The organism is Variovorax sp. V116 (genome assembly GCF_041154435.1).
Lineage (GTDB): Bacteria > Pseudomonadota > Gammaproteobacteria > Burkholderiales > Burkholderiaceae_C > Variovorax > Variovorax paradoxus.
In genome coordinates this window covers 4,314,066-4,331,271 of sequence record NZ_AP028661.1, presented here as the reverse complement: position 1 = coordinate 4,331,271, position 17,206 = coordinate 4,314,066, and the positions used below count along the sequence as shown (strand labels likewise).

Sequence of the window (17,206 nt, the reverse complement as noted above, 5' to 3'; positions counted from 1 at the left end):
TGGACAGAGCACCGCACAAAAGACATCCACCCAAGGAAGAGACCATGTTCAACCGCTTGAATCCGCGCGCCCTCAGCATCGGGCAGAAGCTCGGGCTGCTCACGGCCAGCGCCATCCTGGGCGTGGCGGCGCTGACGGCCCTTTTCCTGGTTTCGGAGCGCAAGCTCATCCTGGAAGAGCGGCAGGCCAGCGTGCGCCAGGTGGTGGAAAGCGCGCATGGCCTGCTGGTCCACTACCACGCGCTCGCCGCCAAGGGCACGCTGACCGAGCCGCAGGCCAAGGAGCAGGCGATGCAGGCGATCCGCGGCCTGCGCTACAGCGGCAGCGAGTATTTCTGGATCAACGACATGCAGCCGCGCATGCTGATGCACCCGATCAGCCCGGCGCTCGAGAACAAGGACCTCTCGTCCAACAAGGATGCCACCGGCAAGCGGCTGTTCGTCGCCTTCGTCGACACCGTCAAGGCCGATGGTGCGGGCTTCGTTCCCTATCTTTGGGCCAAGCCGGGCAGCGACAAGCCGGTGCCCAAGGTCTCCTACGTGAAGGGCTTCGAGCCCTGGGGCTGGATCATCGGCTCGGGCGTCTACGTGGACACGGTGCAGGCCACCATCATGAGCCGGGTCATCGGCCTGTCGATCAGTGCGCTGGTGCTGGCCGCGGCACTCTTCGCGCTCGGCTGGGCGATCTCGCGCGGCCTGCTGAAACAGCTCGGCGGCGAACCGATGGTCACGGCCGGCATCGCGCACCGCATCGCCGAGGGCGACCTGGCGGTCCGCATCGACCTGAAGCACGGCGACCAGGCGAGCCTGCTGCATGCGGTCCAGGCCATGCGCGACAGCCTGGCCAAGGTGGTGGGCGAAGTGCGCCACGGCACCGATGCGATCGCGACGGCTTCGGGACAGATTGCGGCGGGCAACCAGGACCTGTCTTCGCGCACCGAGGAGCAGGCCAGTTCGCTCGAGCAGACGGCGGCCTCGATGGAAGAACTCACGAGCACCGTCAAGCAGAACGCGGACAACGCACGCCAGGCCAACCAGCTGGCGGTCTCCGCCTCTGAAGTGGCGGTGCGTGGCGGCGGCGTGGTGAGTCAGGTGGTGGACACCATGGGCTCGATCAACAGCTCGTCCAAGAAGATCGTCGACATCATCGGCGTGATCGACGGCATCGCGTTCCAGACCAACATCCTTGCGCTCAATGCTGCTGTCGAAGCCGCAAGAGCCGGCGAGCAGGGAAGAGGCTTCGCAGTCGTCGCCTCCGAAGTGCGCAACCTCGCCCAGCGCTCGGGCGCAGCCGCCAAGGAAATCAAGGGCCTGATCGACGACTCGGTCGACAAGGTCGAGGCCGGCAGCCGCCAGGTGGCCGAGGCGGGCCGCACGATGGACGAGATCGTCGACAGCGTCAAGCGCGTGACCGACATCATGGGCGAGATCACGGCGGCCAGCCAGGAGCAGAGCACCGGCATCGAGCAGGTGAACCAGGCGATTGCGCAGATGGACCAGGTGACGCAGCAGAACGCGGCGCTGGTCGAAGAGGCGGCGGCTGCGGCGCAGTCGATGCAGGAGCAGGCTGCGAGCCTGGTGGCGTCGGTCAGCGTGTTCAGGCTCGAAGCCGGCAGCGCCGCTGCCACGCCCCCGGCTTCCGAGAAGTCCCGGCGCCTCGCGCCGGGCAAGAAGACCCACGAAGCCCCCGCGTCCCCGCAGCTGGCCATGGCCGGCGCGGCCGGTGGCGGGTGGCCCGAGTTCTAGCCAACAGCGACAGATATCCGATGAGCACAACAACATCCCAACAAACCACCGACAGCCGCAGCATCGCCCCGTTGCGGGCCGGCCGTCCCCTGGAATTTCTTTCCTTCACGCTGGGCCAGGAGGAATACGGCATCGACATCCAGAAGGTGCAGGAGCTGCGCGGCTACGACGCGGTGACGCGCATCGCGAACGCGCCGGAGTACATCAAGGGCGTGGTGAACCTGCGCGGGATCATCGTTCCGATCATCGACATGCGCATCAAGTTCAGGCTGGGCACGCCCAGCTACGACCAGTTCACGGTGGTGATCGTGCTGAACATTGCAGGGCGCGTGGTGGGCATGGTGGTGGACAGCGTGTCGGACGTGATCACCTTGAGCGCGGAGCAGATCAAGCCGGCGCCGGAGATGGGCTCGGTGCTGGACACCGACTACCTGATCGGCCTGGGCACGCTGGACGAGCGGATGCTGATCCTGGTGGACATCGACCGGCTGATGTCCAGCGACGAGATGGGCCTGGTCGAGAAGATCGCCGCCTGAGACGGCGCGCACAACCCTTTCCTGCGGCAAGCGCGCGTTCTGCGTGCTTGCCCTTTCCTGATTTTCTGGAGTGATGAGCATGTTTCTGAGCAATATTTCCATCGGCAAGCGGCTGGCCGTCGTGATCGGCGTCATCCTCGCCCTGTCTCTCACGAGCAGCGTGCTTGCCGTGCTGAAGCTGCAGCAGCTCGGCGAGGAAATCAATGCGATGGTCGAGAAGAACATCAAGACCGAGCGCGCGGGCTCCGACTGGCTGCGCAACACCAACTCGGGCGTCCAGCGCGCCGCGGCCATCGCCAAGAGCAGCGATGCGAGCCTGATCGCCTACTTCGCGCCGGCCACGGCGCTCTCCATCAAGGAGACCAACGAGCTGCAGAAGTTCATCGAGGAACAGATGGACACGCCCGAAAAGAAGGCGCTGTACGACAAGGTCGGCGAGCTGCGCAAGGCCTACCTCGCGGCCCGCGAGGAGGTCAGCAAGGCCAAGCTGGCGGGCGACATGGAAGGCGCCAACCGGATCTTCAACGAACGCTTCGAGCCCACCTCGCGCAGCTATCTTGCAGGCGTGCAGCAGATGGTGGACACGGAACGCGCGCTGCTCGACGCCGCGGCCGAGCGCAGCAAAGAGATGCGCGCCAGCACCAGCCTGATGCTCGTCGTCTTCGGCGTGCTGTCGCTGGGCCTGGGCCTGGTGCTCGCCTGGCTGCTGGTGCGCAGCATCACGCATCCGCTGCGCCGCGCCGTCGAGGTGGCCGAGGCGGTGGCCGCCGGCGATTTGACCAGCCGCATCGAAGTGACGACGAAGGACGAGACCGGCCAGTTGATGCACGCGCTCAAGGGCATGAACGGCAGCCTGGCCAAGGTGGTGGGCGAAGTGCGCCACGGCACCGATGCGATCGCGACGGCTTCGGGACAGATTGCGGCGGGCAACCAGGACCTGTCTTCGCGCACCGAGGAGCAGGCCAGTTCGCTCGAGCAGACGGCGGCCTCGATGGAAGAGCTCACGAGCACCGTCAAGCAGAACGCGGACAACGCACGCCAGGCCAACCAGCTGGCGGTTTCCGCCTCTGAAGTGGCGGTGCGCGGCGGCGGCGTGGTCAGCCAGGTGGTGGACACCATGGGCTCGATCAACAGCTCGTCCAAGAAGATCGTCGACATCATCGGCGTGATCGACGGCATCGCGTTCCAGACCAACATCCTGGCGCTCAATGCTGCTGTCGAAGCCGCAAGAGCCGGCGAGCAGGGAAGAGGCTTCGCAGTCGTCGCCTCCGAAGTGCGCAACCTGGCCCAGCGTTCAGGTGCAGCCGCCAAGGAAATCAAGGGCCTGATCGACGACTCGGTGGACAAGGTCGAGGCCGGCAGCCGCCAGGTGGCCGAGGCGGGCCGCACGATGGACGAGATCGTCGACAGCGTCAAGCGCGTGACCGACATCATGGGCGAGATCACGGCGGCCAGCCAGGAACAGAGCACCGGCATCGAGCAGGTGAACCAGGCCATTGCACAGATGGACCAGGTCACGCAGCAGAACGCGGCGCTGGTCGAAGAGGCGGCGGCCGCGGCGCAGTCGATGCAGGAGCAGGCCGCGAGCCTGGTCGAGTCGGTCAGCGTGTTCAAGCTGGACAGCGACAACGCACCGCGCCCGCTCGTGCAGATGCAGGCCCGGGTGCAGCCGGCGCTGCCGCCGCGCAAGGCGGTGCCCGCGCTGAAGGCGCCCGCCCGGCCGGCGGCGGCCCGCCGCGCAGCCGGCACCCGTTCCGCTCCAAGGCTCGCCGCGGCCCAGGCTGCCGCGCCGGGCGACTGGACCGAGTTCTAACGCACCCCAGGAAAAAGAAAAATGAAATGGTTCCAGCAGCTTCGCGTCGCCGTCAGGCTGGTGCTCAGCTTTCTCGTGGTCGCGGCGGTGGGTGCCGCGGTGAGCGGGATCGGCATCATTCAGATGGGGCGCATCAACGCCTCGACTGAAGACCTCTACAGCCATGACCTGCGCGCGATCAAGGCCGTGCAGGCGGCCAACATCCAGCTGCTCGACGCGAGCCGCGCCCAGATGGGCCTGCTGTCGGCCGGCACCAAGGGCGAGCGCAACACCGGCTTCACGGAACTGAAGAACGCCGTGAGGGCGCTCGAATCGAACGTGGCCGAGGTCAAGCCCCTGCTCGAGGAGACGCCCGAAGGCCGCGAACTCAGCGAGCAGTACCAGCGCCTGATGCCGCCGCTGCGAAAGCACCTGGCCGATTTTGCCGACCTGATCGCCAAGCAGTCGCTGGACAGCTCGCAGTTCGAAGGCAGCGTGCCGCAGGAGAGCGAGCAGCTGCTCAAGGAGTCGCGCGCGCTGGAGAAAGTGCTCCAGCGCATGGTGGCCTACAGCGACCAGCAGGCCAAGGACAGCATGGAAGACGCCGCACGCACCTTCAAGACCTCGCGCCTGCTGATGGTGCTGATGGCGCTGGCCGGCATCGCCATCAGCGTGGGGCTCGGCGTGGTGGTGGCACGGCTCCTGGCGCGGCAGTTGGGCGGCGAGCCCGGCTACGCCGCCGATGTGGTCGGCCGCATCGCGAACGGCGACCTGAGCGAAAGCGTGCAGGCCCGCTCGGCCCGCGCCGGCAGCCTCTTGTTCTCGATCAAGCGCATGCAGGACCAGCTGACCGAGGTCGTGGTGCGGATCAAGAGTTCCAGCGATGCGATCGCGACCGCCTCGGGAGAGATTGCCGCGGGCAACCAGGATCTTTCTTCGCGCACCGAGGAGCAGGCCAGTTCGCTGGAGCAGACGGCGGCGTCGATGGAAGAGCTCACGAGCACCGTCAAGCAGAACGCCGACAACGCGCGCCAGGCCAATCAATTGGCGCTCTCGGCCTCCGAAGTGGCCGTCAAGGGCGGCAATGTCGTGGGCCAGGTGGTCGACACCATGGCCTCGATCAATGCGTCCTCGAAGAAGATCGTCGACATCATCGGCGTGATCGACGGCATCGCGTTCCAGACCAACATCCTCGCGCTGAATGCGGCAGTGGAAGCGGCACGTGCCGGTGAGCAGGGAAGAGGCTTCGCAGTGGTCGCTTCCGAAGTCCGCAACCTCGCCCAGCGCTCAGGCGCCGCCGCCAAGGAAATCAAGGGCCTGATCGACGACTCCGTCGGCAAGGTCGACATGGGCAGTGCCCTCGTGGGCGAAGCCGGCAAGACCATGGCCGAGATCGTGGGCAGCGTGAAACGCGTGACCGACATCATCGGAGAGATCACGGCCGCAAGCCAGGAACAGAGTACCGGCATCGAGCAGGTGAACCAGGCCATCGCGCAGATGGACCAGGTGACGCAGCAGAACGCGGCGCTGGTGGAAGAGGCGGCGGCTGCGGCGCAGTCGATGCAGGAGCAGGCCGCGAGCCTGGTGGAAGCCGTGAGCGTGTTCAGGCTCGAGGGCGCGGCCCCAACCCTGCATGCGCAAGCACCGCGCACGCCCGAGGCGCCGGCCCGGCCGCTCGCGAAGCCGCGCAAGAAGGAAGCGATGGCCTCCGCCACGCCGCTGACCCTGGCCGGCGGCGCTGCGGGTGCCGCAGGTGCCACGGGCGATTGGACCGAGTTCTAGACACCCACAGGAGAGAACTCTGATGAAAGCCGCAGCCACGGACCCGTCCCAGCCAACGCGCCCCTTCGTCTCGCTGGCGCGCGCGCTCACCGTCAGGGCCGCCCTTGCCATTCTTCTGGTGACGGGGCTGCTGCTCGCGGCGTTCTATGCGATCGGCTCTGCACAGCAGCAGCGCAGCGCCGCGCAATACGCCAATGCCAAGGCCGAAGCGATTGCGCGGTCGCTCGACATCTTCGACCGCACCATGCAGCTGACCGCGGAGAACGCGTACGGCGTCTTCCGGCGCCAGTTCGCGGCCACTTTCGTTGTCGAAGATGCGGCCCAAGGCATCGTGAGCAGCTACGGCACGCAGATCAATGGCGCGAGCACGAGCGAGGTGGATGCCTTCGCGCGGGATTTTCCCGGCGCCAACGCCACGGTGTTCGTGGCGCAGGGCGAAGACTTCCGCCGCATCACGACCTCGGTCAAGAAGGAGAACGGCGAGCGCGCCATCGGAACGCTGCTCGACCGCAAGAGCGCAGCGTATCCGGTGCTGCGCTCGGGCAAGAAATTCATCGGCCGCGTCATGCTGTTCGGGCGCCCCTTCATGACGGTCTACGAGCCGGTGCGCGACGCCGCGGACCAGGTCGTCGCCGTGCTCTACATCGGCCTGGACATCTCGCAGCAGCAGGCTTCCTTCGGCGAAGCGGTGGGCCAGAGCCGGATCTTCGACACGGGCGGGCTCTACATCGTCAACCCGGGCGCAGACCCTGCCGCTGCCACGCTCGTGTTCCATCCGTCGGCGGCCGGCAAGAAGCTGTCCGAGGTTGTGCAGGGCGCGGATCCGGCCGGGTGGCTCGCACGTTTGAAGGGCGAGGACGCCGCGTGGATCGAGGATGCACCCGCGGTGCTGCAGCCGGTGCAGCCGGGGCAGCGCTACGCGTCCGTGAGCAGGAGCGATGCGACCGGCTGGCTGGTCGTGGCGGAGATGCCCGCCTCGGAAGTGATGGCCGATCTCTACCGCGAGATGCGCCTGCTCGGCGGCATCATGGCGCTGGCCGCGCTGCTGCTGGGCGCGGGGCTGATCGTCTTCATCCGGCGCATGGTGCGGCCGCTTCGCGTACTGAGCGAGCATGTGCAGGCCATCGGCCAGGGCGACCTGTCACGGCCGCTGTCGTCCGACCGCCGCGACGAGATCGGCGTGATCACGCGAGCCGTCGAATCGATGCGCGGCGGCCTTGCCAAGGTGGTGGGCGGCGTGCGCCAGGGCACCGATGCGATCGCCACGGCTTCGGGCGAGATCGCGGCGGGCAACCAGGACCTTTCGTCGCGCACCGAGGAGCAGGCCAGCTCGCTCGAACAGACCGCGGCCTCGATGGAAGAACTGACCTCCACGGTGAAGCAGAACGCGGACAACGCGCGTCAGGCCAATCAGCTCGCGCTCTCGGCCTCCGAAGTGGCAGTGAAGGGCGGCAATGTGGTGGGGCAGGTGGTCGACACCATGGCCTCGATCAATGCGTCCTCGAAGAAGATCGTCGACATCATCGGCGTGATCGACGGCATTGCGTTCCAGACCAACATCCTGGCATTGAACGCAGCCGTGGAAGCGGCGCGTGCCGGCGAGCAGGGAAGAGGGTTTGCGGTCGTCGCCTCCGAAGTGCGCAACCTCGCGCAGCGCTCGGGCGCCGCCGCCAAGGAAATCAAGGGCCTGATCGACGACTCCGTCGGCAAGGTCGACATGGGCAGCGCCCTCGTGGGCGAGGCCGGCAAGACCATGGCCGAGATCGTGGGCAGCGTGAAACGCGTGACCGACATCATCGGAGAGATCACGGCCGCGAGCCAGGAGCAGAGCACCGGCATCGAGCAGGTGAACCAGGCCATTGCCCAGATGGACCAGGTGACGCAGCAGAACGCGGCGCTGGTGGAAGAAGCCGCCGCCGCGGCGCAGTCGATGCAGGAGCAGGCCGCGAGCCTCGTGCAGGCCGTGAGCGTGTTCAAGCTGGACGGCCCGCCGCGCCAGCCCGCAACCGCCCTGCGCCAAACCAGCCCTGTCCATTACCACGCGCCCGAGGTGGCGCCCATCTGAGGCCGCGCGCCTCCTTCACTCCCATTCGGTATTCAAAGATGAACTTCCTTTCCAACATGCGCATCGGAACGCGCCTGGCCATCGGCTTCGGCCTGGTTCTCGCGCTGACCCTGGTCTCGGCCGCCTTCGCCCTGGTGACCGCCCGAAGCAATGCCGAGGCCACGCGCCAGATGATGCAGAGCCCGCTCGCGAAGGAGCGGCTCATCTCCGACTGGTACGTGCTGACCTACTCGGCCATCGCGCGCACCGCGATGATTGCCCGCACCACCGACGAGACGCTTCCCGTCACCTTTGCCGACGTCATCTCCGACAGCGTCAAGAAGGGCGGCGAGACCATGGCCAAGGTCGAGGCCCTGCTGGTGACCGACGTCGAGAAGTCGACCTTCAAGTCCATCGTCGAGCTGCGGGCCAAGTACCAGGCCGCCAAGGACGCGGTGCAAAAAGCCAAGGCCAGCGGCACCCCGGGCGAAGCGGAGGCGGTTTTCAAGAACATCTTCCAGCCGGCCGCCAAGGCCTATGAAAGCCGGGTGCTCGAACTGCTGGCGCTCGAGCGCAAGGCGATCGACGACATGAGCCATGCAATCGACGCGGCCAACGAGCGAGGCTTCAACCTGCGCATCGTGCTCACGGTGCTCACGCTGGTGATCGGCGCGGCCTGCGCCTTCCTGATCGCGCGCAGCGTCACGCAGCCGCTGGGCCGCGCGGTGAAGGTGGCCGAAACCGTGGCGAGCGGCGATCTCGGCTCGGTGATCGAAGCCGACTCGCGCGACGAGACCGGCCAGCTCATGCAGGCGCTGAAGCACATGAACGAGAGCCTGGCCAGGGTGGTCGGCGAAGTACGCCAGGGCACCGACACCATCGCGACCGCATCGGGCCAGATCGCGGCGGGCAACCGGGACCTCTCGGCGCGCACCGAGGAACAGGCCAGTTCGCTCGAGCAGACGGCGGCCTCGATGGAAGAGCTCACGAGCACCGTCAAGCAGAACGCCGACAACGCACGGCAGGCCAACCAGCTGGCGCTCTCGGCCTCTGAAGTGGCCGTGAAAGGCGGCGGGGTGGTGGGCCAGGTGGTCGACACCATGGCGTCGATCAATGCGTCGTCCAAGAAGATCGTCGACATCATCGGCGTGATCGATGGCATTGCGTTCCAGACCAACATCCTGGCTCTGAATGCGGCCGTGGAAGCGGCACGTGCCGGTGAACAAGGCCGAGGCTTTGCAGTGGTGGCCTCCGAAGTGCGCAACCTCGCCCAGCGCTCAGGTGCAGCGGCAAAAGAAATCAAGGGCCTGATCGACGACTCGGTCGACAAGGTCGAGGCCGGCAGCCGCCAAGTGGCCGAGGCGGGCCGCACGATGGACGAGATCGTCGACAGCGTGAAACGCGTGACCGACATCATGGGCGAGATCACCGCAGCAAGCCAGGAACAGAGCACCGGCATCGAGCAGGTGAACCAGGCGATTGCGCAAATGGACCAGGTGACGCAGCAGAACGCGGCGCTGGTGGAAGAAGCCGCCGCTGCGGCGCAGTCGATGCAGGAGCAGGCCGCGAGCCTGGTCGAGTCGGTCAGCGTGTTCCGGCGCGCCGCCTGAAATGTTCCACCGGGCACTTCATTTTCCGCGCCGCCTGCCGATAGACAGGAAGCAGGCATCGCAAGCGATGCCCGGTGCCAACAAGAAAACGTTTTACAGGTAAAGCCTCATGTCGATGTTCCAAACGGGCCTGTCCGGCCTGAGCGTCGCGCGATCCGCGCTCATGACGACGGCCCACAACACGGCCAACGTGTACACCGCCGGCTACAGCCGGCAGACCGCGCTGGTCTCGTCCAACGGCGGCACGACGACCGGTGCGGGGTTCATCGGGAACGGCGCGCGCGTCACTACGGTGCAGCGCAGCTACGACGGCTATCTCACGGCCCAGCTCAACGGCGCCGAGGCCGCGGGCGCGGCGCTCGCGAGCTACGGATCGCAGATCAACCGCATCGACTCGCTGCTGGCCGACAAGACCGCGGGCCTCACGCCGCTGATGCAGAGCTTCTTTGCCAGCGTGCAGGGCGTGGCCAACACGCCGGCCGATCCGGCGGCGCGCCAGCAGCTCATCAGCGCGGCGCAGACGCTGGCCAACAAGTTCCGCGCCACCGACCAGTACCTCACCGACCTGAACGGTTCGGTCAACGACCAGATCGAAGGCAGCACCGGGCAGATCAACACCTATGCCAAGCAGATCGCGAGCCTGAACCAGCAGATCAGCCAGCTCAGCGCCATGGCCGGCGGCCAGCCGCCCAACGACCTGATGGACCAGCGCGACCAGCTGGTGAGCGAGCTCGGCAAGATCGTGGGCGTGAAGGTGCTGGAGCAGGACAGCGGCCAGTACAACGTCTTCATCGGCAACGGCCAGACGCTGGTGCTGGGCGACCGGGCCGCGCAGCTGCAGGCGGTGTCGTCCGCCGCCGATCCCACGCGCAAGGCGGTGGCGCTGGTCGGGCTCACCGGCACGGTGTCCGAACTCAACGACGACGTGATTGCTGGCGGATCGCTGGGCGGCCTGCTGGCCTTCCGCGCCGAGACGCTCACCCCCACGCAGAACGCCGTCGGCCGCCTGGCCATGGCGCTGGGCAGCGAGTTCAACGAGCAGCACAAGCTGGGCGTCGACCTGAACGGCGTGCTGGGCACCGACTTCTTCTCGCAAGCCACGGCGGGCGTGTTTTCCAATGCGCGCAACGGGGGCGACATGGTGCTCGGTGCCAGCGTGGCCGACACCTCGCAGCTCACGACCAGCGACTATTCGGTGCAGGTGAAGGACGTGGCTGGCACGCTCACCTACAGCGTCACGCGGCTGTCGGACAAGCAGCCGATGGGCGACTTCACCAGCTTCCCCGCCAGCTTCGACGGCGTGAGCCTCGCGGTGGCCAGCGGCACCGCGCAGGCGGGCGATTCCTTCCTGGTGCAGCCGACGCGCACCGGCGCGCGCGACATGGACGTGCTGGTGCGCGACACCGCTAAGGTGGCCGCCGCGTCGCCGCTGGCCACGGGCAAGGCGGTCGGCAACAAGGGCACCGGCGCGCTGAGCCCGGCCGTGGTCGATTCGGCCTACCTGGCCACGCCGCTGGCCGGCACGGTCACGCTCGGCTACGACGCCGCGGCCAACACGCTGACGGGCTTTCCAGCGACCTCCGCCGTGACGGTGACGCTGGCCGACGGCACATCGACCAGCTATGCCGCCGGTACGGCCGTGCCCTACACCGCGGGCGCTTCCATCCGCTTCGACGGCATCGAGGTCAAGCTCAGCGGCGCGCCTGCCGATGGCGACACCTTCACCATCGGCAAGAACGCCGGCGGCGTGTCCGACGGCAGCAACGCGCTGCGTCTTGGCGCGCTGCAGCGCAAGACCGCGATGGACGGCGGCACCTCCACCTTCAACGGCGCCTTCGCCAAGCTGGTGAGCGAGGTGGGCAACCGCGCCATGGAAATCCGCGTGGCCTCGGCCACGCAGGAAGGCGTGACGGGCCAGATCCGCGCGAGCCGCGATTCGATCTCGGGCGTGAACCAGGACGAGGAAACCGCCAACCTGCTGATGTACCAGCAGATGTACCAGGCCAATGCCAAGGTGATCCAGACCGCGTCGACCATGTTCGACGCGATTCTGGGCATTCGCGGCTGAGCCGGCCGCATTTTTCCAAAGAAGATCTTCAGGAGCCGCGATGCGCATCAGCACCCAATCCTTCTACGCCCAGAGCATGAACTCGCTCGGTTCGCAGCAGCAGCAGCTGTTCCGCATCCAGCAGCAGCTCGCTGCGGGCACCAAGTTCCTGACGGCTGCCGACGATCCGGTGGCCGCCGCGCGCGCGCTGGGCGTGAGCCAGTCGATGGCGGAGTCGGCGCAGTACGCCACCAGCCGCAGCCGCGCGATGCTCTCGCTCTCGCAGGAAGAGACCGCGCTGAAGTCGGTCACCTCGATCATGCAGAACATGAAGACGCTCGCGGTGCAGGCGGGCAACGGCACGCTGTCGGATGCGGACCGCGCCTCGCTGGCCACCACGCTGCAGGGCAACCTGGACCAGCTCGTGAACGTGGCCAATGCCGACGACGGCAACGGCCAGTTCCTGTTCGCCGGCTTCAAGAGCGGGAGCCAGCCCTTCGTGGCCGGCGCCGCCGGCGGCATCCAGTACATGGGCGACCAGGGCCAGCGGCTGATGCAGGTCGACGTGTCGCGCCAGATGTCCACCACGGACGACGGGCGCAGCGTGTTCCAGTCGGTGCAGGGCGGCGCGGGCTACGTGAGCTCGGCGGGCGCGGCCAACACCGGCTCCGGCGTCTTCGGCGCCGTGGGCGTGACCGACGCGGGTGCGGCCAACTACGGCAAGGACTTCGTCATCAGCTTCAGCGGCGGCAACTACACGGTGGCCACGCAGGAGACGCCGCCTGTGGTGGCCGCATCGGGCGCCTACGTGCCGGGCGCCGCCATCTCGTTCGGCGGCCTGCAGATCACCATGAGCGGCGCGCCGGCCGATGGCGACACCTTCCAGGTGGCCACCGCGCGCAATGCGGGCACCGACGTGTTCGCCGCCATCGGCGAACTGGTCACCGCGCTCAGGCAGCCGCTCGCCGGCAATGGCGATTCGGCGAAGGCCGACCTGCTCAACGCGCTCAGCACCTTCAATGTCAAGATCACCAACGCGCACGACAACGTGCTCACCGTGATGTCGTCGATCGGCTCGCGCATGAACGAGATCGACGCGCTCGACACCAGCGGTGCCTCGCGCGGCCTGACCGACAAGGCCTACCTCTCGGAACTGGTGGACCTGGACCCGGCCAGCGCCATCTCGGAATTCCTGCAGCGCCAGACCTCGCTCCAGGCCACCCAGCAGACCTTCGCGCGGCTGCACAGCATCGCGCTGTTCAACTACCTGTGAATGGGAAGGGGCGTGCGGCTCAGGGCCGCAGCGCCTGCATCAGCTGCGGCAGCGAAGACAGCGCGGCGGCAAAGCGCGGCTCCAGGAAGGCGCCGAGCTGCGGCATCAGCAGCTGCAGCATGCCGATGCCCGCCAGCAGCGTGAGCGGAAAGCCCACCGCAAAGATGCTGAACTGCGGCGATGCGCGGTTCAGGATGCCCATCGCAAGGTTGAGCGTGAGCAGCGCGGTCACCAGCGGCAGCGCCAGCATCAACCCGTTGGCGAAGATGCGGCCGCCGCCGGACACCAGCAGCATCCAGCCCTGCGCCGCCAGCGGCGCATCGGCAATGGGCAGCGTGTGGAAGCTGTCGGCCAGCGCGGCCAGCATCAGCAGGTGGCCGTCCACCGCCAGGAAAAGAAGAATGGCCAGCATGTGCATGAGCCGCGCGACCACCATGGTGGCGCCGCCGGCCATGGGGTCGAAGAAGGACGCGAACGACAGGCCCATCTGCAGGCCGATGTACTCGCCCGCCGCCAGCACGGCGGCAAACACCATGCGCATCGTGAAGCCGATGGCGCCGCCGATGAGCACCTGCTGCACGATGATCCACACGCCACCCGCGGAGACCACCGGCACCGCGGGCATCGGCCCGAGCGTGGGCGCGATGGCCACCGCCAGCAGCGCGGCAATGGCCACCTTGGTCTGGCGCGCGACGCCGGGCTCGCCGAACACCGGCGCGGTGCTCACCAGCGCCAGCATGCGGACGAAGGGCCACAGGAAGGCCGTCAGCCAGGCGGTCAGCTCCGCCGAGGTGACGGAGAAGATGGCGGGCATGTCGGCGCGCGCTCAGGCGACCAGCTGCGGGATGCTCGAGAACAGCGTGCGGATGTAGTCGAGCATCTGCGCCAGCATCCAGGGGCCGGCCAGCACCAGCACCGCGAACACCGCCAGCAGCTTGGGAATGAAGGACAGCGTGGCTTCGTTGATCTGCGTCGCAGCCTGGAAGATGCTGATGACCAGGCCCACGACCAGCGCCACCAGCAGCATCGGCGCGCCCAGCAGCAGCGAGACGTGGATGGCCTGGCTGCCCAGGGACATGACGGATTCGGGTGTCATTGCGCGCCTCTAAAGATAAAAGCTCTGGGCCAGTGCGCCGATCAGCAGCTGCCAGCCATCGGCCATGACGAACAGCATCAGCTTGAAGGGCAGCGCGATGGAGGCGGGCGGCACCATCATCATGCCCATCGACATCAGCACGCTGGCCACCACCAGGTCGATGATGAGGAACGGAATGAAGATGGTGAAGCCGATCTGGAACGCGGTCTTCAGCTCGCTGATCACGAACGAAGGCAGCAGGATGCGCAGCGGCACTTCTTCTGGGCCCTGCATGTCGGGCGTCTTCGCGAGCCTGGCGAACAGGGCCAGGTCGTTCTCGCGCGTCTGCTTCAGCATGAAGGACTTGAAGGGCGCAATGCCTTTCTCGAGCGCCTTCTCGGCCGTGATCTTGTTCTCGGAAAAAGGCTTGTAGGCCTCGTCGTGGACCTTGTCGAACACCGGCGCCATCACGAAGAAGGTCAGGAACAGCGACAGGCCCACCAGGATCTGGTTGGGCGGCGACGACTGCGTGCCGATGGCCGTGCGCAGCAGGCCCAGCACGATGAGGATGCGCGTGAAGCTCGTCATGCTCAGCAGCAGCGCCGGCAGGAAGCTGAGCGAGGTCAGCATCACCAGCGTCTGCACGCTGAGCGACCAGGTCTGGCTGCCGCCCGGCCCGGGCGTGCTGGTGAGGCCGGGCAGGCCCTGAGCCGACGCCGCCATCGGCAGCGCGAGGGCGAGCAGCATCAGCGCGAAGCCGGCAAGGCTTCGTTGGCGGGCGATGCGCATCATGGGTGGGGCCGCTGAAGGCCGAGCGAGTCGCGCAGCTTCTGGGCGAACAGGCCCGCCGCGCCGGCCAGGCGGGCGTCGGGCATGGCGCTGGCCGGCGGCGCCGCGGGCAGAACCTGTGCCGGCAGTGAATGCAGCGCATTGACGCGGCCGGCCGCAACGCCCAGCACCAGCCAGGTGCCGCCGACCTCGACCACCACCACGCGCTCGCGCTGGCCGACCATGGTGCTGGAGACCACCTTCACCGACTGGCCGCCGCCCAGGCGCTGCAGGCCGAAGCGGCGCGCGGCCCAGGCGCACAGGAAGATCAGGCCCAGCACCGTGAACATGCCGAAGCCGGCCTGCAGCAGGCTGGAGGCGCCCACGGCCGGCGCGGCGGCCTCCACGGGCGAGGGCACGGTCGGCAGCGCGGCGTGGGCGGCAACGCAGGCCGCGGCCGCGAACGAAGCCGCGGCCTGCCGCAGCCGGCGGGCGAAGAGGCTCATGACCGGCCGAGCTTCTGCATGCGCTCGGAGGGGGTGACGATGTCGGTCAGGCGGATGCCGTACTTCTCGTTGACCACCACCACTTCGCCCTGCGCGATCAGGTAGCCGTTGATCAGCACGTCCAGCGGCTGGCCGGCCAGGCCGTCGAGCTCGACCACCGAGCCCTGCGAAAGTTGCAGCAGGCTCTTGATGGTGATGCGCGTGCGGCCGAGCTCGGCCGTGAGCTGCACCGGCACGTCGAGGATGCGCTCCACGTCCACCGGCGAGCCGGCGCCGGTCGCCATGGCCTGCAGCGGCTGGAACACGCGGCTGCCCGCGGGAGCAGCAGCCGGTGCGGGAGCGGGAGCGATTGCCGGCGGGGCGGCAGGGGGGGCGAAGGCGGGCGCGGGCGCGGAGGCCGCGGTCTGCTCGGCCAGCGCGCTGGCCCAGTCGTCCGCATCGCTGGTGGATGGGGTGTTGTCAGTCATGGTCGTTCTTCGGATCGCTGTCTTGGTGGGAGATCATCTGCAGCACGCGCAGGGCATAGCGCTCGTTCGACACGCCGTAGCCGCATTCCATGACCGGAATGCCGTCCACGCGCGCGGTGATCGACGTGGGAAGCTCGATGGGCAGCACGTCGCCCACCTGCAGCTTGAGCACCTCGCCAATGGTCGAGGGCAGCGTGATGAATTCGGCGCTGAGCTCCACGTCGGCGCTCTGCATCTGCTGGGACATCTGGCGCACCCAGCGCTTGTCGACCTCGATCTCGTCCTGCACCGGGTTGGACAGCAGGTCGCGGATCGGCTCGATCATCGAATAGGGAATGCACACGTGCAGGAAGCCGCCCACCGGGCCGAACTCGATCTGCAGCGTGGTGTTGATCACCACCTCGTTGGGCGCGACGATGTTGGCGAGCTTGCCGTGCATCTCGGCGCGCACGTAGTCGAAGCTCAGCGGGAACACCGGCTGCCAGGCGTCGGCATAGCACTGCAGCGTGAGGTTCAGGAGGCGCTTGATGATGCGCTGCTCGGTGCGTGTGAAGTCGCGCCCCTCGACGCGCACGTGGTAGCGCCCGTCGCTGCCGAACAGGTTGTCCACCACCAGGAACACCAGCTTCGGATCGAACACGAACAGCGCCGTGCCGCGCAGCGGCTTCATGTGCAGCATGTTGATGTTGGCCGGCACCGGCAGGTGGCGCACGAACTCGCCGTACTGCTGGATGTGCACCGGCCCGACCGAGATGTCGGGGCTGCGGCGCATGAAGTTCAGCAGCGAGCTGCGCAGGTGGCGGGCAAAGCGCTCGTTGATGACTTCGAGCGTGTGCATGCGGCTGCGCACCACGCGGTCGGGCGCACCCAGGTCGTACACCGGCAGGCCGTCCGCGCGGGCGGCGGCGCCGTCGCTCTGCTCGGGCGCGCCGCCGGTGACGCCCTGCAGCAGCGCGTCGACCTCGTCCTGGGAGAGCACTTGTTCGTAGGCCATGGATCGGCGGTCCGGAAAGGGTTACTGCACCACGAAGGTGTTGAAGGACACGCTGGCGATCTCCTGCGGCGGCAGGCCGGCGCCCAGCGGGCGGCTCAACTCGACGCGGATCTCCTCGGCCAGGCGGGCCTTGTCGGCGGTCGTCACCAGCGACTCGGGCGGGCGGTTCGACAGCAGCAGCAGCACCCGGCTGCGGATCTCGGGCATGAATTCGACGATGCGCGCCTTGGCCTGCTCGTCATGCACCTTGAGGGCCACGCCCACGTGCAGGAAGCGGCCGCGGCCTTCGGACTGCACGTTGACGGTGAGCGGCTCCAGCGTCACGAAGATCGGCTTCTCCGGCACCGGCGCGGCGGCTGCGGCAGGCTCGGCCGGTGCGCGCTGGCGCAGCAGGAAGTAGCCGCCGGCAGCGGCCAGCGCGCCAACCAGCGCGACGATCAGGAGCACGATCCACAGCTTCGATGGACGTGCGGGGGAAGGGGGAACGGGGGCGAGTGCGACAGGAGGACTGGTAGCCATAAGGGTGCTGCGAAGCGAATCGGTTTCGGACTATTCTTTGCCAGGTGG

The 17,206-nt window shown here is 67.6% G+C and carries 15 protein-coding genes; 8 read left to right on the top strand and 7 right to left on the bottom strand.

All coding sequences use genetic code 11. From position 1 onward, the window contains the following. The first annotated feature begins 44 nt into the window (after window positions 1–44). From ACAM58_RS20550 to flgL, 8 genes are all read left to right on the top strand, one after another. A complete protein-coding gene (locus ACAM58_RS20550) occupies window positions 45–1,745 on the top strand; it encodes a methyl-accepting chemotaxis protein (RefSeq protein ID WP_015866962.1) in 1,701 nt (566 codons plus the stop codon). 20 nt (window positions 1,746–1,765) lie between these two features. Next, a complete protein-coding gene (locus ACAM58_RS20545) occupies window positions 1,766–2,281 on the top strand; it encodes a chemotaxis protein CheW (RefSeq protein WP_015866961.1) in 516 nt (171 codons plus the stop codon). Between the two features lie 79 nt (window positions 2,282–2,360). Beyond that, a complete protein-coding gene (locus tag ACAM58_RS20540) occupies window positions 2,361–4,094 on the top strand; it encodes a methyl-accepting chemotaxis protein (RefSeq protein ID WP_015866960.1) in 1,734 nt (577 codons plus the stop codon). 21 nt (window positions 4,095–4,115) lie between these two features. Further along, the gene (locus ACAM58_RS20535; protein WP_369663439.1) at window positions 4,116–5,855 is read left to right on the top strand and encodes a methyl-accepting chemotaxis protein; all 1,740 of its coding nucleotides are present in this window, start codon (window positions 4,116–4,118) and stop codon (window positions 5,853–5,855) included. Window positions 5,856–5,877: 22 nt separating this feature from the next. Further along, window positions 5,878–7,920 carry a methyl-accepting chemotaxis protein gene (locus ACAM58_RS20530; RefSeq protein ID WP_369663438.1) on the top strand — a complete coding sequence of 681 codons (2,043 nt, stop codon included), beginning with the start codon at window positions 5,878–5,880 and terminating at the stop codon, window positions 7,918–7,920. A gap of 38 nt (window positions 7,921–7,958) precedes the next feature. Next, window positions 7,959–9,509, top strand: a complete 1,551-nt coding sequence (locus ACAM58_RS20525; RefSeq protein ID WP_018906367.1) for a methyl-accepting chemotaxis protein — start codon at window positions 7,959–7,961, stop codon at window positions 9,507–9,509. A gap of 109 nt (window positions 9,510–9,618) precedes the next feature. Next, a complete protein-coding gene (gene flgK, locus ACAM58_RS20520; protein ID WP_369663437.1) occupies window positions 9,619–11,577 on the top strand; it encodes a flagellar hook-associated protein FlgK in 1,959 nt (652 codons plus the stop codon). Between the two features lie 40 nt (window positions 11,578–11,617). Further along, the gene (gene flgL, locus ACAM58_RS20515; protein WP_369663436.1) at window positions 11,618–12,829 is read left to right on the top strand and encodes a flagellar hook-associated protein FlgL; all 1,212 of its coding nucleotides are present in this window, start codon (window positions 11,618–11,620) and stop codon (window positions 12,827–12,829) included. Window positions 12,830–12,848: 19 nt separating this feature from the next. Here flgL and fliR read toward each other — a convergent pair whose 3' ends face one another. Genes fliR through fliL form a run of 7 tightly spaced genes read right to left on the bottom strand, consistent with a single transcriptional unit; the run spans window position 12,849 to window position 17,158 of the window. Next, complete coding sequence (gene fliR, locus ACAM58_RS20510) at window positions 12,849–13,643, bottom strand: flagellar biosynthetic protein FliR (RefSeq protein ID WP_369663435.1); 795 nt, start codon at window positions 13,641–13,643, stop codon at window positions 12,849–12,851. 12 nt (window positions 13,644–13,655) lie between these two features. Beyond that, a complete protein-coding gene (fliQ, locus tag ACAM58_RS20505) occupies window positions 13,656–13,925 on the bottom strand; it encodes a flagellar biosynthesis protein FliQ (protein WP_015866953.1) in 270 nt (89 codons plus the stop codon). 9 nt (window positions 13,926–13,934) lie between these two features. After that, window positions 13,935–14,651: a flagellar type III secretion system pore protein FliP gene (fliP, locus tag ACAM58_RS20500; protein ID WP_369664505.1), complete on the bottom strand. Its 717-nt coding sequence runs from the start codon at window positions 14,649–14,651 to the stop codon at window positions 13,935–13,937. A 41-nt stretch (window positions 14,652–14,692) separates the two neighbouring features. Then, the gene (fliO, locus tag ACAM58_RS20495; RefSeq protein WP_062365647.1) at window positions 14,693–15,178 is read right to left on the bottom strand and encodes a flagellar biosynthetic protein FliO; all 486 of its coding nucleotides are present in this window, start codon (window positions 15,176–15,178) and stop codon (window positions 14,693–14,695) included. Further along, window positions 15,175–15,645, bottom strand: a complete 471-nt coding sequence (fliN, locus tag ACAM58_RS20490; RefSeq protein ID WP_369663434.1) for a flagellar motor switch protein FliN — start codon at window positions 15,643–15,645, stop codon at window positions 15,175–15,177. The genes fliO and fliN overlap by 4 nt, the downstream gene beginning before the upstream one ends. After that, a complete protein-coding gene (fliM, locus tag ACAM58_RS20485) occupies window positions 15,638–16,639 on the bottom strand; it encodes a flagellar motor switch protein FliM (RefSeq protein ID WP_015866949.1) in 1,002 nt (333 codons plus the stop codon). Before fliM ends, fliN begins: the two co-directional genes overlap by 8 nt. 21 nt (window positions 16,640–16,660) lie before the next feature. Beyond that, the gene (gene fliL / locus ACAM58_RS20480) at window positions 16,661–17,158 is read right to left on the bottom strand and encodes a flagellar basal body-associated protein FliL (RefSeq protein ID WP_015866948.1); all 498 of its coding nucleotides are present in this window, start codon (window positions 17,156–17,158) and stop codon (window positions 16,661–16,663) included. Window positions 17,159–17,206 lie beyond the last annotated feature (48 nt).